A 25,479-nucleotide genomic window follows, 5' to 3' on the forward strand; every position below is an offset into this window, starting at 1 on the left:
CATGAGCCAAACCACCGCCTTCTCCGGCAGCCTGTTCATGGTGGCCGCGCCTTCCGGCGCCGGTAAATCGACGCTGGTCAACGCGCTGCTGGCGCAGGAACCCACCATCAAGCTGTCGATTTCGACCACCACCCGCGCCCCGCGTCCGGGCGAGGAACACGGCCGCGAGTACTTCTTCACCACGCCGGAAGACTTCGTGGCGCGCGCGCAAGCGGGCGAATTCCTGGAGTGGGCCGAAGTGCACGGCAACTACTATGGCACCTCGCGCATCTTCGTCGAAGAACAGATGCGCACCGGCACCGACATCCTGCTGGAGATCGACTGGCAAGGCGCGCGCCAGGTGAAGAAGCAGTTCCCGCAGGCGGCCGGCATCTTCATCCTGCCGCCGTCCATCGCGGCGCTGGAAGAACGCCTGCACAAGCGTGGCCAGGACGAGCCGCACGTGATCACGCGCCGCCTGCTGGCGGCCGGCGGCGAAATCGCACACGCTCCGGAGTTCGAGTATGTTATTATCAATCAGGATTTTCCGGTCGCCTTGTCCGAACTGAGCGCGATTGTGAGAGCGGCCCGTTGCCGGTTTGCGCAACAAGCGGCCCGCAACGTAGCACTCTTTGCCCAGCTGGGCATCCACGCCGAACACGCAGATTAAACCGCTGAAACCTAGCACCAGCCGTATTTTTAGGAGTTAAGATGGCCCGTATTACGATTGAAGATTGCCTGAAGAATGTACCGAACCGCTTCCAGCTGACCCTGGCCGCAACCTACCGCGCCCGCCAGCTGCTGCAAGGCCACACCCCCAAGGTGGACGCCAAGGACAAGCCGACCGTGGTCGCACTGCGTGAAATCGCCGCCGGCAAGGTCGGCCTGGAAATGCTGAAAAAGGTCCCCATGTAAGTTGGGAGCCTGCGCTTCCCGCCCAGTGTAGTACGAGGTTTTAGCCCAAGCACACCGACACTGGACATGTATGGACCTGACTGACACCGATGTTACAGGCAAGCCCGCCAGCCGGGCCAGGCGCCCGGCCAATACTGAGCCGGGCGTTCCCGTTTCCGCACCCTCCGCACCACCACCTGTGACCTCTTCGCCACTCGCCACCCCCACTTTGACGGCAGGCGTTGCGTCTGTCACCCACCTGACCGAAAAGCTGTCCGAGTACATGACGGCGTCCGACCTGAAAAAGGTCAAGGAAGCCTACCGTTTCTCGGACGAGATGCACCTGGGCCAGGTGCGCAAATCGGGCGAACCCTACATCTCGCACCCCATCGCGGTCGCTGAAATCTGCGCCGACTGGAAGCTGGACGCGCAAGCCATCATGGCCGCGCTGCTGCACGACGTGATGGAGGACCAGGACGTCAAGAAGGACGAGCTCATCGAGCGCTTCGGCGCGCCGGTGGCCAACCTGGTGGACGGCCTGTCCAAGCTGGAGAAGATCGAGTTCCAGAGCCAGATCGAGGCGCAGGCGGAGAACTTCCGCAAGATGCTGCTGGCCATGGCCTCGGACGTGCGCGTGATCCTGATCAAGCTGGCCGACCGCCTGCACAATATGCGCACGCTGGACGTGATGACGCCGGCCAAGAAGCGCCGCATCGCCAGCGAAACCATGGAAGTGTACGTGCCCATCGCGCACCGCCTGGGCCTGAACAACATCTACCGCGAACTGCAGGAAATCTCCTTCTCCCACCTGTACCCGCTGCGCTACCACGTGCTGGCCAAGGCCGTGAAGGCCGCGCGCGGCAACCGCCGCGAAGTGGTGAAGAAGATCCTGGAGTCGGTGAAGAACACGCTGGCGATGGCGGAAATCGAGGCCGAAGTGTACGGCCGCGAAAAGACGCTGTACGGCATCTACAAGAAAATGCGCAGCAAGCACCTGTCGTTCTCGCAGGTGCTGGACGTGTACGGCTTCCGCGTGGTGGTCGACAGCTTCCCCAACTGCTACGTGGCGCTGGGCACCTTGCACTCGCTGTACAAGCCCATGCCGGGCAAGTTCAAGGACTACATCGCGATCCGCAAGCTGAACGGCTACCAGTCGCTGCACACCACCCTGATCGGTCCCTACGGCACGCCGGTGGAGTTCCAGATCCGCACCCAGGAGATGCACCGGACCGCCGAGTCCGGCGTGGCAGCGCACTGGCTGTACAAGACCGGCGACATCAATTTGAGCGACATGCAGCAGCGCACCCATGCGTGGCTGCAGTCGCTGCTCGACATCCAGCAGCAGACCGGCGACTCGGCCGAGTTCCTGGAACACGTGAAGGTCGACCTGTTCCCCGACTCCGTCTACGTGTTCACGCCGAAGTCCAAGATCATCGCGCTGCCGCGCGGCGCCACGCCGATCGACTTCGCCTACGCCATCCACACCGGCATCGGCGACCATACGGTGTCGGTGACCATCAACGGCGAGCCGTCCACGCTGCGCAGTGAACTGCGCAACGGCGACATCGTGGAGATCGTCACGGACGCGACTTCGCGGCCCAGCCCGAGCTGGCTGTCGTTCGTGCGCACCGGCAAGGCGCGCTCGGCCATCCGCCACCACTTGCGCACCATCAACCTGCCGGAATCGATCGCGCTGGGCCGCCAGCTGCTGTCGCAGGCGCTGGCCGCCGTCAGCATCGACCCGGAACTGCCGGAACCGCTGGCCGAGCGCCTGCTGAACGAATCGAGCGCCAAGTCGCTGGACGAGCTGTACGCCGACATCGGCATCGGCAAGCGCATGGCGGCGCTGGTGGCGCGCCACATCTTCGGCCTGCTGGGCGGGGAATCGGCCGCCGCGCCGGTGGACCACAACAGCGCGGCCGAGCTGGATCCGGTGACCATCTGCGGCAGCGAAGGCGTGTCGGTGCAGCTGGCGCAATGCTGCCTGCCGATACCGGGCGACGCGATTGTCGGCCAGCTGCGGCGCGACCAGGGCCTGCTGGTGCACACCTCGGACTGCTCGGTGGCCAAGCGCCAGCGCCAGAAAGAGCCGGACCGCTGGATCGCCGTCAAATGGGGCGCGGACATCAACCGCCGCTTCGACAGCCGCATCAAGCTGCTCATCAACAATGAAAAAGGCATTTTGGCGCGCGTGGCGGCGGAGATTGGCGAATCGGACGGCAACATCACCTTCGTCGGCATGGACGAGGACAAGGAACACGTGCTGCACCAGCTGCGCTTCACCATCCAGGTGAAGGACCGCGTGCACCTGGCCGGCCTGCTGCGCAACGTGCGCCGCGTCGCCGGCGTCAACCGCATCCTGCGCGAACGCAGCTGAGATTGGCGGGTTACGCTCCGCTAACCCGCCCTACGCAACATCCAGCAGCCCACGAAGCTCATAACCCGCCACGCTGGCCAAGCCCGCACATCAGTCCCCCGCAGGGGCCGGATAACTCACCGACAAAATATCAATCTCCTCCGCGCCGGTCGGCGTGTGCAGGGTCACGGTGTCGCCTTCGCGCGCCTTGGTCAGGGTGCGCGCCACCGGCGAGATCCAGCTGATCTTGCCTTTCAGCGGATCGAGCTCATCTATCCCTACGATGGTGACGGTGCGTTCCTCGCCCTGCGCATTGCTGTAGGTGACGGTGGCGCCGAAGAACACCTGGTCGCTGCCATGGTGCACGCTTGGATTCACCACTTCCGCCAAGTCCATGCGCTTGGTCAGGAAACGGATGCGGCGGTCGATTTCGCGCAGGCGCTTTTTGCCGTAGATATAGTCGCCGTTCTCGGAGCGGTCGCCATTGGAGGCGGCCCAGTGCACCACGCGCACCACTTCCGGCCGGTCGACATCGATCAGCTGCAGCAGCTCGTCCTTGATGCGCTGGTAGCCCGCCGGCGTGATGTAGTTTTTCGAGCCCGGCGGAATGGCGAGCGCCAGCGCGACGGCTTCGTCGTCATCGTCGTTGTCGGTTTCTTTGGTGAATGCTTTACTCATACCTTTTCACGTATCATGCCTCTATGAAGCGATTGTACACACTCAGGCGCCGTTTGCTGGCGCCCCTGGTCTACCTGGCCGCCGTGATCCTGCTGATAGAGGAATGGCTGTGGGACCTGGGCGCGCGCCTGATGGCGGCCATCACCCGCGTGGTGCCGCTGCCGCGCCTGGCGCGCTGGATCGCCGGCCTCGGCCCGGTCGCCGCGCTGTGCCTGTTTGTACTGCCGGGACTGCTGCTGTTTCCGGTCAAGATACTGGCCCTGCTGGCCATTGCCAAAGGGCACGCCTTCACCGGCGTGTGCACCATCCTGCTGGCCAAGGTGGCCGGCGCGGCCGCCGTGGCGCGCATCTACGCGCTGACCCTGCCCTCGCTGCTGTGCCTGCGCTGGTTTGCCTGGTGCCATGCCCGCTTCATGGCGCTCAAGGACGACTGGACCGGCCGCCTGCGCGCCACCCGCGCCTGGCGCGAAGTATCGGCGCTGGCCGGCGCCGTGCGCGCCTGGCGCAAGGCCTTGTGGGCGCGCCTGCATCCGGTCAGGCACGCGCGCAACGGCAACCGCCTGTGGCGCCTGCTGCGCCGCTACATCACCCAGTGGCGCGCGCGCCGCCGCGCGCCATGAGCAAGCCGCAGTCCGCCGCGCCGGCCTCCCCGGACGCCGAGCAGCCCGCCATTGTGCAGGCGCTGCAGCAAGCCCAGGCCCGCTTCGACGCCATCGTGCGCAACACGCCCGGCCTGGTCTACCAGTTCGAGCGCCGCGCCGACGGCAGCGTGGCCTTCCCCTACCTGAGCGACGGCTGCCAGGCCCTGCTGGGCGTGCCGGCCGCCGAGCTGCAAGCCCAGCCGGAGCGCTTCTTCGAGCTGATACTCGAGGAGGACCGCAAATCCTACCTGGACGCCATGCAGGCCTCGGCCACGTCGCTGTGGAGCTGGAACTGGGAGGGCCGCATCTGGGTCGACGCGTGGAAGGACGTGAAGTGGATCAACCTGCGCTGCACGCCCCATGTGCTGGCCGGCGCCGGGACGGTGCGCTGGGAAGGCATCATGACCAATATCACCGAGAGCAAGCTGGAGCAGCTGGAAGTGCGCCAGAGCCGCGCCCGCCTGGCCGAACTGACCGCCCACATCGAAACGGTGAAGGAACAGGAGCGCACCCGCATTGCCCGCGAAATCCATGACGACCTGGGCGGCAACCTGACGGCCATCAAGATGGCGCTGGCCATGCTGAGCCGCCGCCTGCCGGAAGAAGACGCCGCGCTGCACGAGAAGGCCGCTTATGTGGATGCGCTGGTGGACCGCACCATCGACGCGGTGCACCGCATTTCGCTCGACCTGCGCCCCTCCATCCTGGACTTCGGCCTGGTGGCGGCGCTGGAATGGCAGGCGCGCGAGTTCGGCACCCAGGCCGGCATCGAGGTCAGCTTCGACAGCGCGCTGCGCGAGATCGCGCTGGACCCGGACCGCGCCAGCGCGCTGTTCCGCATCGTGCAGGAAGCACTCAACAATATCGCCAAGCACGCGCGCGCCAGCAAGGTGGCGCTGCAGCTGGGCCGCACGCGCCACTATATCAACCTGAAGATCAGCGACAATGGACGCGGCATCGCCCCGGCCGACCGCGCCAAGCCGCAGTCCTTCGGCCTGCGCGGCATGGCCGAGCGCGCCCGCGCGCTGAACGGAACGTTGACGCTAAGCCACGCGCCGGGCGGCGGAACCGTGGTCGCCATCAAGATTAAGCGCGAAACTGCCGTGCCGCCCTCGCCCGCGGCGCTTGGCGGCGCTACAATAAGCAACACCACATAATTGCCGCAATGAAATAATTCGGCAGCGCCACCGCCCCCCATGTCAGACAAAGCCCTCATCAAAGTATTTATCGCCGACGACCACGCCATCGTGCGCGAAGGCCTGAAGCAAATCCTGGCCGACACCCGCGATATCGTGGTGGCCGGCGAAGCGGAAAACGGCCTGGACGCCATCAAGCTGTTCCGCAAATCCGGCTGCCACGTCATGCTGCTCGACATCTCCATGCCCGACCGCAGCGGCATCGAAGTGCTCAAGCAGGTCAAGAAGGACAAGCCGGAGCTGGCCGTGCTGATGCTGTCCATGCACCGCGAGGACCAGTACGCCATCCGCTCGCTCAAGGCCGGCGCGGCCGGCTACCTGACCAAGCAGAGCGCGCCGAAGGAACTGGTCACGGCGATCCGCCAGGTCGCGGGCGGGTTAAAATACATCAGCGCCGCGCTGGCCCAGGAACTGGCCAACCACGTGGGCGAGGACCACGAGGCGCCGCCGCACGAAACGCTGTCCGACCGCGAGTACCAGACCCTGACCATGATCGCCTCCGGCAAGACGGTGGGCGCCATCGCCAAGGAGCTGTCGCTGTCGGTCAAGACCGTCAGCGAGTACCGCGCCCGCCTGCTGGCCAAGATGAAACTGAAAAACAGCGCGGAGCTGACCCACTACGCGATCAAGAACCAGCTGATCGAGTAGGCGCACGACGGGGCGCTATTGCTGGTTCGATATTGTTTCATGCCGAAAAGTAAGTGCTGTTCCGCCCGCTTATCCCCGCATAAGCGCGCCAGAGCGTGAACTATCATGGAGCCAGTCAGTAAACCTAGATAAGAGGCCGTGCGTCACATGTCCAGTAAATCTCCCCCTCCCGCCGCGATGGAGCAAAATCCGGCCGACATCGCGCGCGAAGCCTTCCGCCGCCTGGCGACGCGCCGCATTGCGCCAACGCCGGAGGCCTACCGCGACATCTACAACGAGATCGCCGGCATTCCTGTGCCGCCCGCGCCGCCGGTGCTGGCCGGCACCGCCGCGCCGGCCGATCCCGGCCCGGAGCTGATGCTGTACCAGTTCGCCAGCCGCCTGGGCGAGCAGCCCGGCGACCTGGCCGATTTCGGCCGCCGCCTGAGCCGCGCCGCCAAGTCGCGCGACTGGGAAGGCTACGCCCGCACCCTGACCCAGCTGGCCGAGCGCCCCGCCGCCGTCAAGCGCGGCATCGACGTGGCCGACATCCCGGACGGCGAGCACACCAAGGCCCTGCGCGAAATGCTGAGCCGCACCTTGAGCTTCGCCGTCGCTTCGCTGCTGAGCGGCACCCCGGCCCTGGTGGCCGAGGCCGAAGCGCTGGGCGCGGCCACCAAGGAGGCCCACACCGAGGCGGCGCTGTCCGAGATCGCGCTGCGCCTCAAGCAGCTGTGCTACCAGATTGAACTGAAAAGCGGCGATACCGCAGAACAGCAGGAACTGCTGCTGCGCCTGTTCCGCCTGCTGCTCGACAACGTCAACGGCCTGCTGGACGACGATTCCTGGCTGCGCGGCCAGATCGACGCGGTGCAGAATCTGATCGCCGGCCCGCTGGACCAGCGCGCGCTGGAGGACGCCACCCGCAGCCTGAAGGACGTGATCTACAAGCAAAGCCAGCTCAAGCACAGCCTGTCGGACGTCAAGCTCACCGTCAAGAACATGATGATGACCTTTATCGACCGCCTGGGCCAGGTGGCCGCCTCGACCGGCGACTTCCACGAGAAGATAGGCGGCTACTCGACCAAGATCAGCAAGGCCGAGAATATCACCGAGCTGAACCAGATCCTGGACGAGGTGCTGAAGGAAACCCGCATCGTGCAGGGCGAGGCGCTCAAGGCGCGCGACAATATGATGATGGCGCGCCAGGAAGTGCAGGACGCCGAGGCCCGCATCCACCAGCTGGAAGCGAAGCTGCAGCATATGAGCGAGCTGGTGCGCGAAGACCAGCTGACCGGCAGCCTGAACCGCCGCGGCCTGGACGACGTGTTCGAGCGCGAAACCGCCCGCTCCGACCGGCGCGGCACGCCGCTGTGCATCGCCGTGCTGGACCTGGACGACTTCAAGAAGCTGAACGACACCTACGGCCACATCGCCGGCGACGCGGCGCTGAAGCACCTGGTCAAGATCGTCAAGGACACGCTGCGCTCGATGGACGTGATCGCCCGCTTCGGCGGCGAGGAATTCCTGATCCTGCTGCCCGAGACCACCATCGAGGCCGCCTCGCAGACCATGACGCGCCTGCAGCGCGAGCTGACCCGCCACTTCTTTATGCACGACAACGAGAAAGTGCTGATCACCTTCTCGGCCGGCGTGGCGCTGCGCCGCCCGCACGAAGACCAGACCGAGCTGGTGAAGCGGGCCGACAAGGCCATGTACCAGGCCAAGCAGACCGGCAAGAACCGCGTGGTCATTGCCGATTAGATTGCCAAATAAGCAAGTTTCGCCTCCCGGCAATCCGGCCCGCTCCCCAGCGGGCCGTTTTTTTTTGCTCAAAATAAAATTATTTTCACCCTAAAGTTCGGCCGAAACACGCCGCTTAAGCGTGTATGAGGATGCAAATTGTAGGGTGAATCGAAAAAATTTCGCGCCTGTTTCTCCCTTAATTTTCCCATGGGGCAACCGTTACTGAATACAACAGCGGCTTGATCGTCCCGGAACAGCGGGGCGGGCCAAAGTGAAATGAGCATGTCGCCCAATTCGTAGTACAAGTTTCGGAGAAACATCATGGCACAAACCATCAATACCAATATTGCCTCGCTGAACGCGCAGCGTAACCTGAATTCCTCGCAAGGCGCGCTGGGCACCTCCCTGCAACGCCTGTCGTCCGGCCTGCGCATCAACAGCGCCAAAGACGACGCTGCGGGTCTGGCAATTTCGGAACGTTTCACTTCGCAAGTTCGCGGCAATAACCAGGCAGCCCGCAACGCCAACGACGGTATCTCGCTGGCGCAAACGGCTGAGGGTGGTTTGAGCACCGCCGGCGACCTGCTGCAGCGTATCCGCGAACTGGCCGTGCAGTCGGCCAACGGTTCGAACTCCGCTTCCGACCGCAAATCGATCCAGAACGAGGTATCGGCCCTGTCGTCCGAGCTGGACCGCGTTGCCAACAGCACCCAGTTCAACGGCCAGAACGTGCTGGACGGTTCGCTGACCAACACCCAGTTCCAGGTTGGCGCCAACTCCAACCAGACCATCAACATCGGTGTGCAGAGCGCCAAGGCTTCGGACCTGGGCAACAACACCATCCGTCCGGTCGACAAGGCCACCTCCCTGTCGCAAGCGACCGCCACCGCGAGCAACCTGCTGGTTGCCGACGAAACGCTGACCATCAACTCCGGCAACGGCGTCACCTCGACCGTGATCGCCAAGACCGGTGACAGCGCCCGCGCCGTGGCTGACAAGGTCAACGCACTGAGCAGCACCAGCGGCGTGTCGGCCCAGGCCAAGACCAGCGCCACCCTGCAATACATCGGTACCGACGCCACCGGCGTAGTGGCCGACGGCCCGATCCAGTTCGACCTGAAAAGCTCGAACAGCACCGCCGTCACCATCACCGCTTCGGTCAAGAACGGCGACCTGGCTGCAGTGGCCCAGGCCATCAACGCGCAAAGCGGCACCACCAACGTGACCGCCTCGGTGAAAATTGACCAGACCACCGGCCTGAAAGAGCTGCAACTGGACAACGCCACCGGCGACGACATCCACATCACCCCTGGCGCCAACAACGGCGGCCTGGCCAACGCCCTGGTGCGCGGCGCGGACATCGGCGGTGCAGCGTCGACCGGCGTATCCGTAGCCAGCAGTACCGACATCACCATCGGCGGCCGCGTTGAGTTCTCGTCCGACAGCGGCTTCTCGATCACCGGCAGCGATGTGATCGCCGGCGACGCTACCGGTGTCGGCTCCAACCTGGACAACGTGTCCTCGCTGGACGTCAGCACCGTGGACGGTTCCAACAAGGCCCTGCTGACCATCGATGCCGCGCTGAACCAGATCAACAGCAACCGCGCAGCACTGGGCGCAATCCAGAACCGTTTCGCTTCGACCATCTCGAACCTGCAAACGACCACGGAAAACCTGTCGGCTTCCCGCAGCCGCATCCAGGACACCGACTTCGCCTCGGAAACGGCCAGCCTGACCCGTGGCCAGATCCTGCAGCAAGCCGGTACCGCGATTCTGGCGCAAGCGAACTCGCTGCCGAACGGCGTGCTGTCCCTGCTGCGTGGCTAATTAGCCATGTAGTGTGATGGTCAGCCACGGTTGACAATCGGTTCCCCGGCTGACCTGGTCTGCCGGGGATTTTTCACAAAGGAAGCATCATGACTATCGATTCCATCAGCGCCGCCAGCGCGCCCCGCCCGGCGGAGCGCAGCGCGGCCGGCGCCGAGCCGGTGGCGCTGCAAAGCGCCGGCCGCACGCCCGCCGCCACGCTGGAAACGGCCGCCGCAGTACGCGGCAATGCCCCGGCGCCGACGCTGGAGCAGGTCAACAATGCCGTGTCGGAGCTGAACAAGTCGTCCCAGGCCAAGTCGCAAGGCCTGGAGTTTTCAGTGGACAACGACAGCAAGCGCACCATCGTCAAAGTGGTCGACCAGACCACCAAGGAGGTGCTGCGCCAGATCCCCTCGCCGGAGGCGCTGGAGATCGCCAAATCGCTCGACACCACCAAGGGTCTGCTGATACGGCAGACCGCCTGACGGCAAACACGGCGCGCTCAGCCTCTGAAGCGCGCCGTTTTTTTTACCGCCGTGGCAGCATGGCGGCATATACTGCCCTTAAGCGTTCCTTTAGCGCGCCCGCGCCTGCCGCTTTTTTAGGCTTTCATCGAACAAGCCCGGGTTTTCCCCTCTCAAGTCCTATTTGAATATGCCGATAATGACTTAATCTATCGTTTTCGCTAGGAGTACATCGTGGGCATTTCTTCACCGGGTATCGGTTCCAATGGACTGGACGTCAACGCCATCATCACCAAGCTGATGGCCGTGGAGTCCGCGCCGCTGGCCACCATGGACAAGAAAAGCGCGAGCTACCTGGCCAAAGTGACCGCCTTCGGCAGCCTGTCCGGCGCGCTCAGCACCTTCCAGAGCTCGCTCACCAGCCTGACCTCGCTGTCCAGCTTCCAGGCCCTGAGCAGCACCTCCAGCGACACCGCCATCCTGACCGGCAGCGCCACCTCGAAAGCCCAGCCCGGCAACTACAAGGTCGATATCAGCCAGATCGCGCAGGCCCAGACCCTGGCCTCGGGCGGCTACAAGACCGCCGCCACCACCATAGGCGTGGGCGGCAAGACCACCATCAACATCCAGCTCGGCACGCTGGCCGGCGGCAGCTTCGGCCTGAGCGGCAGCACCCTGGGCGCCGGCGTATTGACCGGCGGCATCACTCCCGGCGCGCTCAGCATCAACGGCACCGCCATCCTCACCGACGGCAGCACCCGCAGCGCCAAGCTGCTGGCCGACGCCATCAACGCCAAGAGCACCACCACCGGCGTGTCCGCCACGGCCGCGCCCACCGTCACCAGCGCCACCCTGTTCGGCAGCGGCGGCGCGTCCACCTTCGGCGCGGTGGACACCAGCGGCGGCGGCAGCTATGCGCTCAGCGTGGGCGGCGTGCAGCTGGCCAGCCAGGAAGCCGGCGCCGGCGGCGCCATCGACGCCGCCTCGCTCGATTCCCTGCTGGGCGGCAGCAACAGCGTGACGCAGGCGCTGCACAACGCCAACATCACCTTCACCGGCACCGCGGCCGCCGGCGACTTGAAATTCAGCAATGCCGACGGCTCCAATCTGGCCGTGACGGAAACCGTCAGCGGCGCCGTCACCGGCGGCATCGGCAACAGCGGCACCGCCAACACCGGCTCGAACACCATCGCCAGCAGCTCGATTTCGCTGGTCTCGGCCAACGGCACCCAGATCAATGTGGGCGGCAGCAATCCCACCGCCGCCGGCCTGGCCGCTGGCATCGGCGGCGCCTACCAGGGCGCGGCCTTCACGCAGGACGGCACGCGCAGCAGCGGCAACATCGTCATCGACAGCACCAACAACACGCTGCAGGGCATCCGCGACGCCATCAACAAGGCCAACTTCGGCGTGACCGCCTCCATCGTCTCGGACGGCAGCACTGGCACCCCCTTCCACCTGGTGCTCAATTCGAGCGCCACCGGAGCCAATTCGAACATGAAGATCAGCCTGAGCGGCGACGGCGCGGACCCGGCCGACCCGGCCATTGTGGCGCTGCTCGGCTACGACCCGGCCGGGGCGCAGAACCTGAGCCAGAAAACCGCCGCCCAGGACACCAAGGCGGTGGTCAACGGCATCGCCGTCACCAGCAGCAGCGGCAGCATCACCGGCGCGCTGGAGGGCATTTCGCTGACCGCCGGCAAAGTGGGCAGCGCCACGCTGACCGTGGCGCGCGACACCTCCACCATCACCACCTCGATCAACGGCTTCGTCAAGGCGTACAACGACCTGAACAACCAGATCAAGGGCCTGAACGGCTACAACGCGGAAACCAAGACCGGCGGCGTGCTGCTGGGCGACTCCACCGTGCAGACCCTGCAGTCGCAGCTGCGCAAGCAGCTCACCGGCGCGATCACCGGCCTGGAGGGCAGCAAGCTGACCTCGCTGTCCCAGGTCGGCATCGCCTTCCAGAAGGACGGTTCGCTGGCGCTGGACTCGGGCAAGCTGCAAAAAGCCATCACCAGCAACTTCAACGACATCGCCGGCCTGTTCGCCGCCGTGGGCCGCGCCAGCGACAGCAATGTTTCCTTTGTCAGCGCCACCTCGCAAACCAAGGCGGGCGACTACGAGATCGAAATTTCGCGCCTGGCCACCCAGGGCGCGCTGACCAGCGCGGCCGCCCTGCCGGCCACCACCGTGATCGCCGCCGACACCACCTGGACCGTCAAGCTGAACGACACCCTGCCCAGCAACGGCAACAACACCGCCACCGTCAAGCTGACCGCCGGCAGCTACACGCCGGAAGCGCTGGCCACCCTGTTGCAGGCCTCGATCAACGGTACCACCCGCTTCTCCGACGCCGGCTCCACCGTGGCCGTCAAGGTCAACGACGACGGCACGCTGGCGCTGTCGTCCACCAAGTACGGCGGCAAGTCGAATATCGCGCTGACCAGCGAAACCGGTACCGCCGTGGCCGACATCTTCGGCGCCGCCACCTCGGTGGACGGCCTGGACGTGGCCGGCACCATAGGCGGTTATGCCGCCACCGGCGACGGGCAGAACCTGACCGGCGCGCCCGGCGCCGCCACCGCCGGCCTGAAGCTGGAGATCAAGGGCGACACCATCGGCAGCCGCGGCACCATCGGCTTTTCGCAGGGCTATGCCTACCAGATGGACAACCTGGCCAAGACTTATCTGGGCGGCACCGGCATTCTCAGCGGCCGCACCAAAGGGCTGAACAATTCGGTGCAGGACATCGGCAAGCAGAAAGACGCGTTCAACGCCAAACTGGTCGATATCGAAGCACGCTACCGCAAACAATACACGGCGCTCGACACCACCCTGTCGAGCCTGAGCACCACCGCGTCGTTCTTGGCCCAGCAGTTCGCGGCCCTGAGCAAGTAACCGTATTAACAGGAGATAAAGTATGTTCGGATCAAGGCAAACTGGCGTCAATGCCTATGCAAAAGTGGGCATGGAGACCGGCGTGGTCGCAGCCAGCCCCCACAAACTGATCGTCATGCTGTTTGACGGCGCGCTGGTGTCCATCACCAACGCCCTGCTGAATATGCGCTCCGGCAATATCGGGGAAAAAGGCAAGGCCATTTCCAAGGCCATCATGATTATCGACAGCGGCCTGCGCGCCGCGCTCGACAAAAAAGTGGGCGGCGAAATCGCCGAAGGACTGGACGCGCTGTACGAATACATGAGCGGCCGCCTGCTGACGGCCAACCTGAAGAACGATCCGGCTATCCTGGAGGAAGTGCAGCGCCTGCTGACCGAGCTGCGCGACGCCTGGAACCAGATCGGCGACACCCCGGCCGTGAAAGCGCCCGCCACCGCCCCCACCCAAACCAATAAATACGCGAGCGCCTGATTTATGATGACGAATCAAGAAGTTTTATCCGTGTACGCCGACATGGCGGCGCTGACCGAACGCATGCTGGCGCACGCCACCCTGGGCGAATGGGACGAATTGATGGTGCTGGAACAGCGCTGCGCCAGCCATGTGCGCACCCTGCAGGGGCAGGAAAATCCGGCCCCGCTGCAGGGCGCCGAGCGCGAGCGCAAGGTCGAGCTGATCCGCCAGATGCTGACCGCCGACCGCCAGATCCGCGACCTGGCCATGCCGTGGATGGCGCAGCTGTCCGCCCTGATCAACAGCGCCGGCGCCGAGCGGCGCCTGGTCAACGCTTACGGCAGCGTCTGAAGCCGGGATAGGGACAGCCCATGTTGCCGCCACGTCTGGACGCCGCCGGCGTCAGGCCTGTCGGCGCCGTGTCGCCCGCGCCGGCCGCCATCCCCGTCAGCGACGCGCGCCAGGCTGGCTTGCAGCGCGCGCTCAGCGGGCTGGTGGGCCAGCCGCTGAAGGGCGAAGTGCTGTCCAAGTATGACGACGGCAGCTACCTGGTGCGGGTGGCGGGCAACTCGGCCCGCATGCTGCTGCCGGGCGGCGCGCAAGTGGGCGCCGAAGTGCCGCTCACCCTGCTCACGGTCACGCCCCGGCCCACTTTCCAGGTCGGCACTGGCGCGCAAGGCGGCCAGGCCACCCAGCTCTACACCGAAGCCGGCCTGCCGCCCGGCGACCATCCCGATACCGCCACCACGCAGGGCCGCCTGCCCTCGCAGGACACCACCACGCTGTCCGGCCGCCAGCCCGGCACGCCCGCCGGGCAAAACGGCGCCGCTACTGGCCAGGGAGCGGCTGCCCAGCCCGGCGCAGCGGCGGGTGGCCTGCCGGGCACGGAAGGACAGGCCGGCTTGCCCGGCAACGCCGCCGGCACGCCAAGCGGCACTGCCAATGCGGCGGGCAACCCAGCGAATGTAGCAACGAATCCGGCAGCGAATCCAGCCACCAATGCTGCCGCCCAGGCCGGCCTGCCTGGACAAGCGGGCGCCGCCGCCCCGCAGGCCAATCCGCAGGCAGCAGCCCTGGCAAACGCACAAGCTCAGGCGCAAGCCCAAGTCCAGGGCCAGGTTCAGAGCCAAGCTCCTCAGCAAGCCCTGCCCCAGTCCTCCGCCCAAACCGCCACGCAGACAGCGGCACAGGCAGCAGCGCAAGCCGCTGCGCAGGCGGCCGCCGGCGCAGCCGGTTCAGTGCCGGCAGGCCAGTCCGGCAATGCCGCGCCGGCCGGGCAAGTGCGTCCGCAAAGCCTGGCCGCCACCCTGCTGGGCCGCGCGCCGCTCACACCGGCCGACCAATTGCCGGAGCTGGGCCGCGACGCCCCCGCCGCCACGCTCAGTTCAGCCGCCCGCACCATCGCCAGCGCGCTGGCCACGGCCTATAACGGCCCCGGCGTGCCCGCCACCATCAACGGCAAGACGCCGCTGGTGTCGGCCGGCGTGCCGGACGCCGAGCAGCTGGCCCACAACCTGAAAAGCGCGCTGGGCGAAAGCGGCCTGTTCTACGAATCCCACGTGGCCGAATGGGCCGAAGGCAAACGCCCGCTGCAGGAACTGATGCGCGAGCCGCAGAACCAGCGCCTCCACGCACCCGCCGCGCAAGGCGGCCCGCAGACCAGCGAAACCCTGGCCCGCGCCGCCCTGTCCAGCCCGGACCTGAGCGCGGCGCAGCTGATCAACCAGCAGCTGCACGCCCACGAGCAGCAGCGCGTGCAGTGGAACGGCCAGGCCTGGCCGGGCCAGCCCATGCAATGGGAAATCCAGCGCGACCAGCGCGACGGCGGCCAGCACAGCCAGCAAGGCCAGGAGGAAGGCCGGGACAATGAAGCGGTGTGGCGCAGCGGCGTGCGCTTCCGCCTGCCGCTGCTGGGCCGCATTTCAGCCGCCGTCACGCTGCTGGGCGAGCAAGTCCATATCCAGGTGCAAACCGGCGACGACGACAGCGCGGCCACGCTGCGCGCCTGGTCCGGCCAGCTGCAGCTGGCCATGGAAGCGGCCGGCTCGCCGCTGGCCTCGCTGAGCATCGCACCCGAAGGCGGCAGCGCCGCCGCCGTGGACGGCGCGGCCGTGGCGGCGGTGGACGCCGTGCCCGGAGACGCCCATGGCGAATGACGCCCCGCGCCGCCCGCTGCAAAGCGCCGTCGCCCTGACCTACAAGAACGACTCTCCGGCCCCGAAAGTGGTGGCCAAGGGACGCGGCCTGGTGGCCGAACAGATCATCCACGTTGCCAACGAACACGGCGTGCATATCCACGAGTCCAAGGAGCTTGTGTCTCTGCTAATGGATGTTGATCTGGATCGACAAATCCCCCCCGCGCTGTACCGCACAATTGCGGAACTACTAGCGTGGCTATATCATATTGAATCAGCGCAAAAATCCGGCCAGCCCCCGCCCCCGGCCCCGGATACCAGCTCTCCACTTAGAGACCAAGAAGAACAATAATGCAATCAAACAGACAAGACGCGGACCTGGAAAACTGGCATGACTTCGAGGTAGTGTCGCGCAGGGAAATTATCGCGCTGCTGCGCAGCATCGGCGAGAAAAACCAGCTGATCCGCATGCTGGTGCAAGGCGAAGCGGACGTCTGCGTCACGTCCATCCTGGAAGTGGACGCCGACAACAACACCGTCATCCTCGACTGCTCCATCAACACCGAACAAAACCAGCGCATCCTGGCCGCCAAGTCGCTGTCCTACGAGACCACGCTGGACAAGATCCGCATCCTGTTCGAGAGCGAACGGGTGGAAAAATGCACCTTCGAAGGCGCGCCGGCACTGAAGATCGCCCTGCCGCAGGCGCTGATACGCCTGCAGCGCCGCGAGTACTACCGCATGAGCACGCCGGTCAGCAATCCGGTGCGCGTGGTGATACCGCTGCCGGCCGAGCTGGGCGGCGGCAGCAGCAGCTTCCCGCTGGCCGACATCAGCTGCGGCGGCATCGCCATGCTCGACAACAAGCTGCTGCTGGGCGACAGCATCGGCAAGCAGTACACGGACTGCCGCATCGAACTGCCGGAAGTCGGCCCCATCGTGACCAGCCTGCAAATCCGCAACTCGCTGGACCTGACGCTGCTCAACAATAAATCCAACCGCCGCCTGGGCTGCCAGTTCACCGACATGGCGCGCGGCGCGCTGAACTCGGTGCAGCGCTACATCACCAAGCTGGAACGCGAGCGCAACGCCCGCATCGCGGGCCTAGGTTAACTAATCTAGCGCAAAGTGACAATCTGCGCATTTTCCGAGGGCATCATTCCTGTATAAAAGTGCATTTTGGGAATATTTATTTCCACAATACAATGCAGGAGTTTGAATGCAATATACCCCTTCGAGAAATACCATTGGCCATCGGCGGGCTTCAATAAGCTTATTACTTGCATTGGCCTCATCCTTTGCGTTGGCTAGTCCGCCTGCTGTGACTGTCCCAGTAACCGAAGCGCTAAGCGGGCCGAACAGTGGAAGTCTCGGCTTTACGTCCCTCAGTAGCAGCGGACGATATCTCGCTTATGTAAGTAGCGTTCGTTCGGCGAGAGGAAATATTTACATACTCGACCGAACGACAGGCACGAATATCCAGGCTGATCTGACGGTGGCAGGACAGCCATCAGCGGGCGCAGCGACAGCCAGCCCGGTGCTCAGTGCGGACGGGCGCTACGTGGCGTTCCGTTCACTGGCGGCCGATATGGGTGTCCCCAATGGTAAAACGGGATTCTTTATCCACGACAGCATAAGCAACATCACCAAGCCTATCTTCATTGGCTACGCTTCAAACACCGCGTTTACTCAACTGACCATCAGCGCGGATGGCCGCTACGTTGCCTACCGCGCGCTCCTCGCCGCCGGCAGCACTGAGTCGAATATATATGTATATGATCGGGTTGCTGGCACCAGTTCGCCGGTTACCACTACACACACTCTCGGCACACAATTTATCCAAATCAGCGATGATGGTCGCTATGTTGCCTACATCGGACAAGTGCGCGGTGTCGGCAAGACCGAAGTGGTGGTGCATGACCGTACGAGCGGTATTGACGACGCATTCGAAGGCATGGCCCAAGGCTTGGCAATGAGCGCAGACGGCAACGTTTTGGCATTCGTGTCCGCGCAGAATTCGCTTCCTGGAGACATCACCGGAACGCGTGATGTGTTCGTGCGCGACCGCAAGGCCGGTACAACTGAACGTGCAAGCTCTCCTATTACTGTGAACAGCCACTCCGGAGGGCCAGGTGGAGTCACCATCAGCGCAGACGGGCGCTTCGTGAGTTTCTTGGGCTACGTCGCTCCATTAAACGTAATTAGCCTTTATCGATATGATCGCGCCACACGAACAACAAAACGTGCTGTGCCCGCCGCAGGCTTTCACGAGTACACTTTCAATTATCCCTCCACTAGCCGCGACGGACGTTATGTATCGTCAGACGGTATGCTGCTTCCGTTTGGGACTGCTGCCCGTATCCAGCTGACTGACTTCGGCACCGCAACCGGCGTATCCGTGGCACCAGCTTCGGTGACCGTGGTAGAGGGAGGCAACAGCGCCACCTACCAGGCCGTGTTGCTGCAACAACCCACCGACAATGTCGCCGTCAACGTGGCTCCAGACGCACAGCTAAGCGTGGCGCGCTCGCAGTTGACGTTCACCCCGTCGAACTGGAACACGCCGCAAACGGTCAGCGTCCAGGCACCTGCCAACGACATCGTCCAAGGCACCCGTACCCGCACCATGACGCACAGCCTCGCCAGCAGCGATCCTGAATACACCCTTCTGCCCGTAGCCAGCGTCACTGTCACAATTACCGAAAGCGGGCCTCCCACCATCGTCGTGCCGACCGTCTGGAGCCCGGAGCCGATTCCCCTGCGAGGCACCGCCGCCCCCGGCGCCACCGTACTCATCACCGTCAGCACCGATGGCGCCCCAGCCTTCATCTCGGTGAGCGCCGTGGCCGACGCGCAAGGCAACTGGGCCTCCTCCCTGTTTATACCAAGCCCCGGCCCCTACCAGCTCGAAGCAGTTGCCAATGGCCTCCACAGCATCGTCTACAACATGAACCTGGCGGACGAAGCACCGCAATAACTGGAGTTAAATATGATAATTGGAAAGAGATGTATCGCCGCGCTTGCCTTCGCCCTGGCAGCCGGCGCGGCCAACGCAACGCTGATCTCAGGTGCGTGGCAGACAAGCACCGACAATTTGCTCACCATCGATACCGCCACCAAGCTGGAGTGGCTGGACTTGTCCCAGACATACGGCATGACCTTGCAACAGGTAACGGCGCTACTCGGCGCAGGCCAGCCGTTCAGCGGTTTCCAGCTTGCCACCGCCGCGCAGGTACATGACTTGATGGGCAACGCAGGTTTGCCGTTCAGCACCAGTAATAGCACCATCAGCACCGCCAGCGCGGACATACTGGAGGCGCAGGCACTGACTGCCCTGCTAAGCGACACCATGAGTTCCACCTATGGATCGGCATACTACGGATCGCGTGCCTTGCTAAGCGATAACGGACTGAGCCGCATGGTTGGCTACTATGCAATTAACGGCACCGCGCTGCGCAACGACTATTTTGTCACATCAAGCAGCGCAGCCAGTGGCGTTTGGCTGGTGCGCCAGGCCAGTTCCGGTGTTCCGATACCGGAACCCCAGTCGCTGGCCTTGCTGGGCATGGGTTTGGCCGTGCTTGCGTTGAAGCGCAGGCGCAACGTCTGATTTAAGCATCAGCCGTCGGCCTACACCTGCATATTCATGATGTCGTGGTAGGCCGACACCAGCTTGTTGCGCACCTGGATGGTGGCCTGGAAGTTGATGCTCGATTTCTGCATGGACACCATCACGTCCGACAAGCTGACCGAGTCGTCCCCCATCTGGAAACGCTTGCCCAGCGCTTCGGCCTTGCTCTGGCTGGCCGACACCGCGTCCAGCGCGTCCTTCAGCGCGTCCGAGAACTGGACCTTGGCCGCCGGCTGCTCGGTCTGGATGGCCGGCACGCTCGCCTGCGGCTTGGCCGCGTGCGCCTTCAACTGCTCCATCATGGCTTGTATCCTGCTGCTGTCTATGCCCAAGCCGCTTGTTTTCATATGAACTCCAATTTTGTTGCTGCCGCGGAACAATCATGCGGTGCCGCCGCGCTACAATAGGCGGCGCAATGATCAGTCCTGCCAGAATACCTGTCCGCATAGCAAGTTGCTGCGGGAAGCAGGCCGGTAAACCGCCCGCTTTTCCCGCGATGGAAGAGAGCCCCCAGCGCCGATAATGTGCAACAGGCCCAAGTGGCCTATATCCAAACCGCTCAACCAACCAATACACATCAGCCATGGCAGCAGCAGCCGAACAAATCGACATCGACGAAGCAGCGGAGACGGCGCAGCCCGAGACCAAGCCGCCCTTCTTCCAGACGCCGCTGGGCAGGAATGTCATGATAGGCGGCGGCGTGGCCGCCGTACTGGCCGTGCTGGCCGCGCTGTGGCTGTGGAACCAGCCGCCGGCCTACGGCGTGCTGTTCTCCAACTACACCGACCGCGACGGCGGCGCCATCACGGCCGCGCTGGACCAGATGCAGGTCAAGCACAAGTTTTCCGAAAGCGGCACCGCCATCCTGGTGCCGACCGAGCAAGTGCACGACGCGCGCCTGAAACTGGCGGCGCAGGGCCTGCCCAAGGGCGGCAACGTCGGCTTCGAGCTGATGGAGAACCAGAAACTGGGCGTGTCCCAGTTCCTGGAACAGGTGAACTACCAGCGCGCGCTGGAAGGCGAGCTGGCGCGTTCCATCCAGTCGCTGGCGGCGGTGGAATCGGCCCGCGTGCACCTGGCCATGCCGAAAGACAGCGTCTTCGTGCGCGAACAGCAGAAACCGACCGCGTCCGTGCTGCTGAACCTGCACCCCAACCGCCAGATCGACCCGGCCCACGTGCAGGCCATCGTGCACCTGGTGGCCTCCTCGGTGCCGCAGTTGCAGCCGTCCAATGTGACGGTGGTGGACCAGGCCGGCAACCTGGTGTCGGACACCAACAAGAACAACGCCGCCGGCACCAACAAGAGCCTGGACGCCAGCCAGCTGAAATACGTGCAGGAACTGCAGAAGCAGGTCATCAAGCAGGTCGAGTCCATCATCCTGCCCATCGTGGGCGAAGGCAATGTGCGCGCCGAAGCGGTGGCCGACGTGGATTTCGCCGCCGTGGAACAGGCCGCCGAGTCCTACAAGCCGAACTCGCCGCCGGAAGCGTCCGCCATCCGCAGCCAGCAAAGCAGCGAGACCAACGGCAGCGCCAACGCCAATCCCAACGGCGTGCCGGGCGCCCTGTCGAACCAGCCTCCCGGCACGGCCACCGCGCCGCTGACCACCAATCCGCCCGGCGCCGCCCCCGCGCCCGGCACGCCGGCCGGCACGGCCGCCAGCGGCGCAGCCAACGGCCCCAGCCACAAGGAGTCGACCACCAATTTCGAAGTCGACAAGACCGTGCGCTACGAACAGAAAGCCATGGTGGGCCTGAAGCGCATGACGGTGGGCGTGGTGGTGAACTACCGGCGCATAGTCGACAAGGTGACCGGCAAGGTGACGGTCAAGCCCTACACGGCCGAGGAAATGGCCAAGATCAACAGCCTGGTCAAGGAAGCGATGGGCTACAACGCCGAGCGCGGCGACTCGATGAGCGTGGCCAACGCCCCCTTCGACGGCGTGGACAAGCCTTTCGAGGCGCCGATGGACTGGTGGCGCGACCCGGCCAACCTGCCGCTGGCCAAGGAGCTGGCCAAGTTCCTGATCACCGCGCTGATCCTGCTGTACATCCTGCTGCGCATCGTGCGTCCTATGATGCGGCCGGTGTTCAAGAAAATCGACGAGATCAACGAGCCCGAGCCTGAACCGGAAGAGCCGGTCATCGAGGAACCCGTGGGACCGACGCCGGAAGAGATCATGGCCGAGGAAATGGCTAAACTGGAAGAAAGTACCGCGCGGACTTACCGCGACAACCTGGCCTTGGCGAAGAAACTGGCTGCGGACGATCCGCGCATCGTCGCCAACGTCATCAAAGCATGGATAGGCGCAAATGACTGATTCTACCGGACTGCAAAAGGCCGCCATCTTGATGCTGGCGATGGGCGAAAGCGAAGCGGCGGAGGTGATGAAATTCCTCGGCCCGCGCGAGGTGCTGAAGCTGGGCGCCGCCATGGCCACCATGAAGAACGTGCCGCACGAACAAGTGGTCGACACCCTGGACGATTTCCGCGACCAGGTCGCTGCCGCCTCCACCGTGGGCCTGGATTCGGACGAATACATCCGCCAGGTGCTGACCAAGGCGCTGGGCGACGACAAGGCCTCGGTGCTGCTGTCGCGCATCCTGGGCGGCAAGGACGCCTCCGGCATCGAGTCGCTGAAGTGGATGGACTCGCAGTCGGTGGCCGAGCTGATCCGCAACGAGCACCCGCAGATCATCGCCACCATCCTGGTCCACCTGGAGCGCGACCAGGCCTGCGAAATCCTGGGACACTTCACCGACCGCCTGCGCAACGACGCGGTGCTGCGCATCGCCACCCTGGACGGCGTGCAGCCGGCCGCGCTGCGCGAGCTGAACGACGTGCTGACCAAGCTGCTGTCGGGCAATGAAAACATCAAGAAATCGACGCTGGGCGGCGTGCGCGCGGCGGCCGAGATCCTGAACTTCATGAGCGGCGAGCAGGAAAACTCGGTGATGGACAACATCAAGAACTACGACAACGACATGGCGCAGAAGATCATGGACGAGATGTTCGTGTTCGACAACCTGATCGACATCGACGACCGCGGCATCCAGTTGCTGCTGCGCGAGGTGCAGTCGGAAATGCTGATTATCGCGCTCAAGGGCGCCTCGCAGGACCTGCGCGACAAGATCTTCAAGAACATGTCGGCGCGCGCCAGCGAAATGATGCGCGAAGACCTGGAATCGAAAGGACCGGTGCGCCTGTCCGAAGTGGAAACGCAGCAGAAGCAGATCCTGCAGATCGTGCGCCGCCTGGCGGACGAAGGCCAGATCGTGCTGGGCGGAAAAGGCGAAGATTCCTTCGTCTAAGTTGATAGAGTTACATGGCACATATACCGAAAGAACAGCAAACCGCTTTCCAGCGCTGGGAAATGAAGTCCTTTGGCGACTTCCGCCCCAGCGCCGTGGCCGCGCGCGAAGTCGAGGCGGCCGCGCTGGCCGCGCTCGCGCCGCCGCCTGAAGCGGAGCCGGAAGCCGGCCTGGAGGACGAGCAATACCTGGAGCCGGAACCGCCGCCGCCCGAATACCCGACCGAGGAAGAACTGGCCGCCATCCGCGAGCAGGCCCGCATCGACGGCTACGACAAGGGCTATGCGGCCGGCCACGCCGAAGGCCACGCCGACGCCATTGCGCTGGGCAAGGAAGCGACCGACCTGGAACTGGCGCCGCTGCGCGAAATGGCGGGCAACTTCAGCGCCGCCCTGCAGGACGCCGACCAGCTGATCGCGGCCGACGTGCTGGAACTGGCGCTGCAACTGGCCAAGGGCATGCTCAAGCAGGCGCTGCAGGTCAAGCCCGAGCTGATCCTGCCCATCGTGCGCGAAGCCATCGAATACCTGCCGGTGCTGCAGCAGCCCGCGCTGCTGATGCTCAATCCGGACGACGCGAAAACCGTGCGCGAGGGCATAGGCGAGGAGCTGGACAAGGGCGGCTGGCGCGTGATCGAGGACGCCCTGATCGAACGCGGCGGCTGCAAGATCGATACCGCCAGCAACCAGATCGACGCCCAGGCGTCCGCCCGCTGGCAGCGCCTGACCCACGCGCTGGGCAAAGACGTGGGCTGGCTGGACTGATATGGACGCCCCCGTCACAGCCTCCCCGCACGCCGGCCGCTGGCGCGCCTACCTGAACGACTGCGCCGCGCTGACCGAATTCGTCGAACCGATGCAAGTGTCGGGCCGCGTCACGCGCGTGGCCGGGCTGGTCATGGAAGCGGTGGGCCTGCGCCTGGCCGTGGGCGCCGCCTGCACCGTGCCGCTGCCGTCCGGCGGCAAGGTGGAGGCCGAGGTGGTGGGCTTCGAGGGCGACCGCCTGTTCCTGATGCCGCAAAGCGACGTCGAAGGCATCGTGCCCGGCACCCGCGTGTTTCCGATCGAACCGACCATCCCCAAGCCCGGCAGCGTGGCCCACCCGCGCCGCCGCCCCAGCGACCGCGCGCGCCACCTGCCGGTCGGCCCCGAACTGCTGGGCCGCGTGCTGGACGGCGCCGGCCGCCCGCTGGACAACCTGGGGCCGCTGCACACCACCGAAAGTGCGCCCATCAATGTGCGCCCGGCCAATCCGCTGGGCCGCGCGCCCATCGTGGAAACGCTGGACGTGGGCGTGCGCTCCATCAACGCCATGCTGACCGTGGGGCGCGGCCAGCGCATGGGCCTGTTCGCCGGTTCCGGCGTCGGCAAGTCCGTGCTGCTGGGCATGATGGCGCGCTACACCGAGGCCGACGTGATCGTGGTGGGCCTGATCGGCGAGCGGGGCCGGGAAGTAAAGGAATTCATCGAGCAGATCCTGGGCGAGGAAGGCCTGGCACGCTCCGTGGTGGTGGCGGCCCCGGCCGACACGCCGCCGCTGATGCGCATGCAGGGCGCGGCCTACTCCACCGCCATTGCCGAGTATTTCCGCGACCAGGGCCAGAACGTGCTGCTGATTATGGACTCGCTGACCCGCTACGCCATGGCGCAGCGCGAGATCGCGCTGGCCATCGGCGAGCCGCCGGCCACCAAGGGCTATCCGCCTTCCGTATTCGCCAAGCTGCCCATCCTGGTCGAACGCGCCGGCAACGGCGAGATGGGCGGCGGCTCGATCACCGCCTTCTACACCGTGCTGACCGAGGGCGACGACCAGCAGGACCCGATCGCCGACTCGGCGCGCGCCATCCTGGACGGCCACATCGTGCTGAACCGGCGCCTGGCCGAGGCGGGCCACTACCCCGCCATCGACATCGAACAGTCGATCAGCCGCGCCATGCACTCCATCACCTCGCACGAGCACCAGACCCGCTCGCGCCACCTGAAGCAGCTGTTTTCGCGCTACGAGCGCAGCCGCGACCTGATCGCCGTGGGCGCCTACAGCCCGGGCAGCGACCCGGTGCTGGACCAGGCCATCAACTTGCATGACCGTATCGAGAATTTCCTGCAGCAGCAGATCACCGAGCGCGTGGACATGCTGGAGAGTTTGGGGCAATTGTCCGCTCTGTTCGACTGATTGACAGCCGAGCCTGACGCCTATAATGAACCATCATGGCATCACAATCTCAACTTGAAACACTGATCGAACTGGCACGCCGGGAAACCGACGACGCGGCCAAGCGCCTGGGCATGACCCTGAAGGCGGTGGCGGACGCCGAGGAAAAGCTGACCATGCTGACCGGCTACCGCGATGAATACGGCCGGCGCTTCGAGGCAAGCCAGCAGGCCGGCATCACGCCCATGGCGTACCGCAATTTCCAGGCGTTTATGGAAAAGCTTGAAACGGCGATCAAGGGGCAGGAAGAAGTGTTGCGCCACAGCCAGCGCAAGAGCGAGCAGGAGAAACGCAACTGGCAGGAGGCGGAGCGCAAGCGCATGTCCTACTCCACGCTGAACGACCGCGCGCAGGCGCAGGCGCTCAAGCAGGAAGCCAAGCGCGACCAGAAGGCCATGGACGAACACGCCGCAAGGCAAGCATTCTATAAACGTTGATCT

The 25,479-nt window shown here is 64.8% G+C and carries 24 protein-coding genes; 22 read left to right on the forward strand and 2 right to left on the reverse strand.

Going from position 1 to position 25,479, the window contains the following annotated elements; all coding sequences use genetic code 11:
• Position 1: 1 nt before the first annotated feature.
• From gmk to KT882_RS24870, 3 genes are all read left to right on the forward strand, one after another.
• Positions 2-649 (forward strand): guanylate kinase, encoded by a 648-nt coding sequence (gene gmk / locus KT882_RS24860; protein ID WP_161073642.1) that lies wholly within the window; start codon positions 2-4, stop codon positions 647-649.
• A 41-nt stretch (positions 650-690) separates the two neighbouring features.
• The gene (gene rpoZ / locus KT882_RS24865) at positions 691-894 is read left to right on the forward strand and encodes a DNA-directed RNA polymerase subunit omega (protein ID WP_093557479.1); all 204 of its coding nucleotides are present in this window, start codon (positions 691-693) and stop codon (positions 892-894) included.
• Between the two features lie 70 nt (positions 895-964).
• A complete protein-coding gene (locus tag KT882_RS24870) occupies positions 965-3,250 on the forward strand; it encodes a RelA/SpoT family protein (RefSeq protein WP_161073643.1) in 2,286 nt (761 codons plus the stop codon).
• Positions 3,251-3,340: 90 nt separating this feature from the next.
• On the opposite strand, the gene greB is transcribed toward KT882_RS24870, so the two are convergent.
• A complete protein-coding gene (greB, locus tag KT882_RS24875) occupies positions 3,341-3,907 on the reverse strand; it encodes a transcription elongation factor GreB (protein ID WP_161073644.1) in 567 nt (188 codons plus the stop codon).
• A gap of 53 nt (positions 3,908-3,960) precedes the next feature.
• Here greB and KT882_RS24880 point away from each other — a divergent pair, with 53 nt between their 5' ends.
• From KT882_RS24880 to KT882_RS24945, 14 genes are all read left to right on the forward strand, one after another.
• Positions 3,961-4,527 (forward strand): hypothetical protein, encoded by a 567-nt coding sequence (locus tag KT882_RS24880; protein WP_228893571.1) that lies wholly within the window; start codon positions 3,961-3,963, stop codon positions 4,525-4,527.
• Positions 4,524-5,705, forward strand: coding sequence for a PAS domain-containing sensor histidine kinase (locus KT882_RS24885; RefSeq protein WP_161073646.1), 1,182 nt, complete (start codon positions 4,524-4,526; stop codon positions 5,703-5,705). Before KT882_RS24880 ends, KT882_RS24885 begins: the two co-directional genes overlap by 4 nt.
• Positions 5,706-5,744: 39 nt before the next feature.
• A complete protein-coding gene (locus KT882_RS24890; protein WP_161073647.1) occupies positions 5,745-6,392 on the forward strand; it encodes a response regulator in 648 nt (215 codons plus the stop codon).
• 147 nt (positions 6,393-6,539) lie between these two features.
• The gene (locus KT882_RS24895; RefSeq protein WP_161073648.1) at positions 6,540-8,135 is read left to right on the forward strand and encodes a GGDEF domain-containing protein; all 1,596 of its coding nucleotides are present in this window, start codon (positions 6,540-6,542) and stop codon (positions 8,133-8,135) included.
• A 303-nt stretch (positions 8,136-8,438) separates the two neighbouring features.
• Positions 8,439-9,944, forward strand: a complete 1,506-nt coding sequence (locus KT882_RS24900) for a flagellin N-terminal helical domain-containing protein (RefSeq protein WP_161073649.1) — start codon at positions 8,439-8,441, stop codon at positions 9,942-9,944.
• An 89-nt stretch (positions 9,945-10,033) separates the two neighbouring features.
• The gene (locus tag KT882_RS24905; protein WP_161073650.1) at positions 10,034-10,411 is read left to right on the forward strand and encodes a flagellar protein FlaG; all 378 of its coding nucleotides are present in this window, start codon (positions 10,034-10,036) and stop codon (positions 10,409-10,411) included.
• A 213-nt stretch (positions 10,412-10,624) separates the two neighbouring features.
• Positions 10,625-13,294: a flagellar filament capping protein FliD gene (fliD, locus tag KT882_RS24910; RefSeq protein WP_228893572.1), complete on the forward strand. Its 2,670-nt coding sequence runs from the start codon at positions 10,625-10,627 to the stop codon at positions 13,292-13,294.
• A gap of 22 nt (positions 13,295-13,316) precedes the next feature.
• Positions 13,317-13,766 (forward strand): flagellar export chaperone FliS, encoded by a 450-nt coding sequence (fliS, locus tag KT882_RS24915; protein WP_161073652.1) that lies wholly within the window; start codon positions 13,317-13,319, stop codon positions 13,764-13,766.
• 3 nt (positions 13,767-13,769) lie between these two features.
• The gene (locus tag KT882_RS24920) at positions 13,770-14,099 is read left to right on the forward strand and encodes a flagellar protein FliT (protein ID WP_161073653.1); all 330 of its coding nucleotides are present in this window, start codon (positions 13,770-13,772) and stop codon (positions 14,097-14,099) included.
• 20 nt (positions 14,100-14,119) lie between these two features.
• Entirely contained in the window at positions 14,120-15,904 is a 1,785-nt protein-coding gene (fliK, locus tag KT882_RS24925) for a flagellar hook-length control protein FliK (RefSeq protein ID WP_161073654.1), read from the forward strand.
• Positions 15,894-16,235, forward strand: coding sequence for an EscU/YscU/HrcU family type III secretion system export apparatus switch protein (locus KT882_RS24930; protein ID WP_161073655.1), 342 nt, complete (start codon positions 15,894-15,896; stop codon positions 16,233-16,235). Before fliK ends, KT882_RS24930 begins: the two co-directional genes overlap by 11 nt.
• Positions 16,235-16,996, forward strand: coding sequence for a flagellar brake protein (locus tag KT882_RS24935; protein ID WP_161073656.1), 762 nt, complete (start codon positions 16,235-16,237; stop codon positions 16,994-16,996). Before KT882_RS24930 ends, KT882_RS24935 begins: the two co-directional genes overlap by 1 nt.
• Before the next feature lie 106 nt (positions 16,997-17,102).
• Positions 17,103-18,860 (forward strand): TolB family protein, encoded by a 1,758-nt coding sequence (locus KT882_RS24940; protein ID WP_228893573.1) that lies wholly within the window; start codon positions 17,103-17,105, stop codon positions 18,858-18,860.
• A gap of 12 nt (positions 18,861-18,872) precedes the next feature.
• On the forward strand, positions 18,873-19,493 hold the full coding sequence (locus KT882_RS24945; protein ID WP_161073658.1) for a PEP-CTERM sorting domain-containing protein: 621 nt from the start codon (positions 18,873-18,875) through the stop codon (positions 19,491-19,493).
• 20 nt (positions 19,494-19,513) lie between these two features.
• Here the strand turns inward: KT882_RS24945 and fliE are convergent, their stop codons facing one another.
• On the reverse strand, positions 19,514-19,861 hold the full coding sequence (gene fliE, locus KT882_RS24950; RefSeq protein WP_161073659.1) for a flagellar hook-basal body complex protein FliE: 348 nt from the start codon (positions 19,859-19,861) through the stop codon (positions 19,514-19,516).
• A 236-nt stretch (positions 19,862-20,097) separates the two neighbouring features.
• Here fliE and fliF point away from each other — a divergent pair, with 236 nt between their 5' ends.
• From fliF to fliJ, 5 genes are read left to right on the forward strand one after another with little or no spacing between them, the layout of a single operon-like run.
• On the forward strand, positions 20,098-21,837 hold the full coding sequence (fliF, locus tag KT882_RS24955; protein WP_228893574.1) for a flagellar basal-body MS-ring/collar protein FliF: 1,740 nt from the start codon (positions 20,098-20,100) through the stop codon (positions 21,835-21,837).
• The gene (gene fliG, locus KT882_RS24960; RefSeq protein WP_057157557.1) at positions 21,830-22,828 is read left to right on the forward strand and encodes a flagellar motor switch protein FliG; all 999 of its coding nucleotides are present in this window, start codon (positions 21,830-21,832) and stop codon (positions 22,826-22,828) included. The genes fliF and fliG overlap by 8 nt, the downstream gene beginning before the upstream one ends.
• Before the next feature lie 14 nt (positions 22,829-22,842).
• A complete protein-coding gene (locus tag KT882_RS24965) occupies positions 22,843-23,592 on the forward strand; it encodes a flagellar assembly protein FliH (protein WP_228893575.1) in 750 nt (249 codons plus the stop codon).
• Position 23,593: 1 nt separating this feature from the next.
• Positions 23,594-25,000 (forward strand): flagellar protein export ATPase FliI, encoded by a 1,407-nt coding sequence (gene fliI, locus KT882_RS24970; protein ID WP_161073662.1) that lies wholly within the window; start codon positions 23,594-23,596, stop codon positions 24,998-25,000.
• Between the two features lie 35 nt (positions 25,001-25,035).
• The gene (gene fliJ, locus KT882_RS24975; protein WP_161073663.1) at positions 25,036-25,476 is read left to right on the forward strand and encodes a flagellar export protein FliJ; all 441 of its coding nucleotides are present in this window, start codon (positions 25,036-25,038) and stop codon (positions 25,474-25,476) included.
• Positions 25,477-25,479 lie beyond the last annotated feature (3 nt).

This window comes from Pseudoduganella aquatica, assembly GCF_020865585.1.
Classification (GTDB): Bacteria; Pseudomonadota; Gammaproteobacteria; order Burkholderiales; family Burkholderiaceae_D; genus Rugamonas; species Rugamonas aquatica_A.

Bases quoted from the DNA above. Each gene is read 5' to 3' on its own strand.
- fliK (WP_161073654.1), top strand. From the start codon at position 14,120: ATGTTGCCGCCACGTCTGGACGCCGCCGGCGTCAGGCCTGTCGGCGCC.
- fliS (WP_161073652.1), top strand. From the start codon at position 13,317: ATGTTCGGATCAAGGCAAACTGGCGTCAATGCCTATGCAAAAGTGGGC.
- KT882_RS24935 (WP_161073656.1), top strand. From the start codon at position 16,235: ATGCAATCAAACAGACAAGACGCGGACCTGGAAAACTGGCATGACTTC.
- KT882_RS24885 (WP_161073646.1), top strand. From the start codon at position 4,524: ATGAGCAAGCCGCAGTCCGCCGCGCCGGCCTCCCCGGACGCCGAGCAG.
- rpoZ (WP_093557479.1), top strand. From the start codon at position 691: ATGGCCCGTATTACGATTGAAGATTGCCTGAAGAATGTACCGAACCGC.
- greB (WP_161073644.1), bottom strand. From the start codon at position 3,907: ATGAGTAAAGCATTCACCAAAGAAACCGACAACGACGATGACGACGAA.
- KT882_RS24895 (WP_161073648.1), top strand. From the start codon at position 6,540: ATGTCCAGTAAATCTCCCCCTCCCGCCGCGATGGAGCAAAATCCGGCC.
- KT882_RS24930 (WP_161073655.1), top strand. From the start codon at position 15,894: ATGGCGAATGACGCCCCGCGCCGCCCGCTGCAAAGCGCCGTCGCCCTG.
- fliF (WP_228893574.1), top strand. From the start codon at position 20,098: ATGGCAGCAGCAGCCGAACAAATCGACATCGACGAAGCAGCGGAGACG.
- fliE (WP_161073659.1), bottom strand. From the start codon at position 19,861: ATGAAAACAAGCGGCTTGGGCATAGACAGCAGCAGGATACAAGCCATG.
- KT882_RS24940 (WP_228893573.1), top strand. From the start codon at position 17,103: ATGCAATATACCCCTTCGAGAAATACCATTGGCCATCGGCGGGCTTCA.
- KT882_RS24920 (WP_161073653.1), top strand. From the start codon at position 13,770: ATGATGACGAATCAAGAAGTTTTATCCGTGTACGCCGACATGGCGGCG.
- fliJ (WP_161073663.1), top strand. From the start codon at position 25,036: ATGGCATCACAATCTCAACTTGAAACACTGATCGAACTGGCACGCCGG.
- fliG (WP_057157557.1), top strand. From the start codon at position 21,830: ATGACTGATTCTACCGGACTGCAAAAGGCCGCCATCTTGATGCTGGCG.
- KT882_RS24905 (WP_161073650.1), top strand. From the start codon at position 10,034: ATGACTATCGATTCCATCAGCGCCGCCAGCGCGCCCCGCCCGGCGGAG.
- KT882_RS24900 (WP_161073649.1), top strand. From the start codon at position 8,439: ATGGCACAAACCATCAATACCAATATTGCCTCGCTGAACGCGCAGCGT.
- gmk (WP_161073642.1), top strand. From the start codon at position 2: ATGAGCCAAACCACCGCCTTCTCCGGCAGCCTGTTCATGGTGGCCGCG.
- KT882_RS24965 (WP_228893575.1), top strand. From the start codon at position 22,843: ATGGCACATATACCGAAAGAACAGCAAACCGCTTTCCAGCGCTGGGAA.
- KT882_RS24890 (WP_161073647.1), top strand. From the start codon at position 5,745: ATGTCAGACAAAGCCCTCATCAAAGTATTTATCGCCGACGACCACGCC.
- KT882_RS24870 (WP_161073643.1), top strand. From the start codon at position 965: ATGGACCTGACTGACACCGATGTTACAGGCAAGCCCGCCAGCCGGGCC.
- KT882_RS24945 (WP_161073658.1), top strand. From the start codon at position 18,873: ATGATAATTGGAAAGAGATGTATCGCCGCGCTTGCCTTCGCCCTGGCA.
- fliI (WP_161073662.1), top strand. From the start codon at position 23,594: ATGGACGCCCCCGTCACAGCCTCCCCGCACGCCGGCCGCTGGCGCGCC.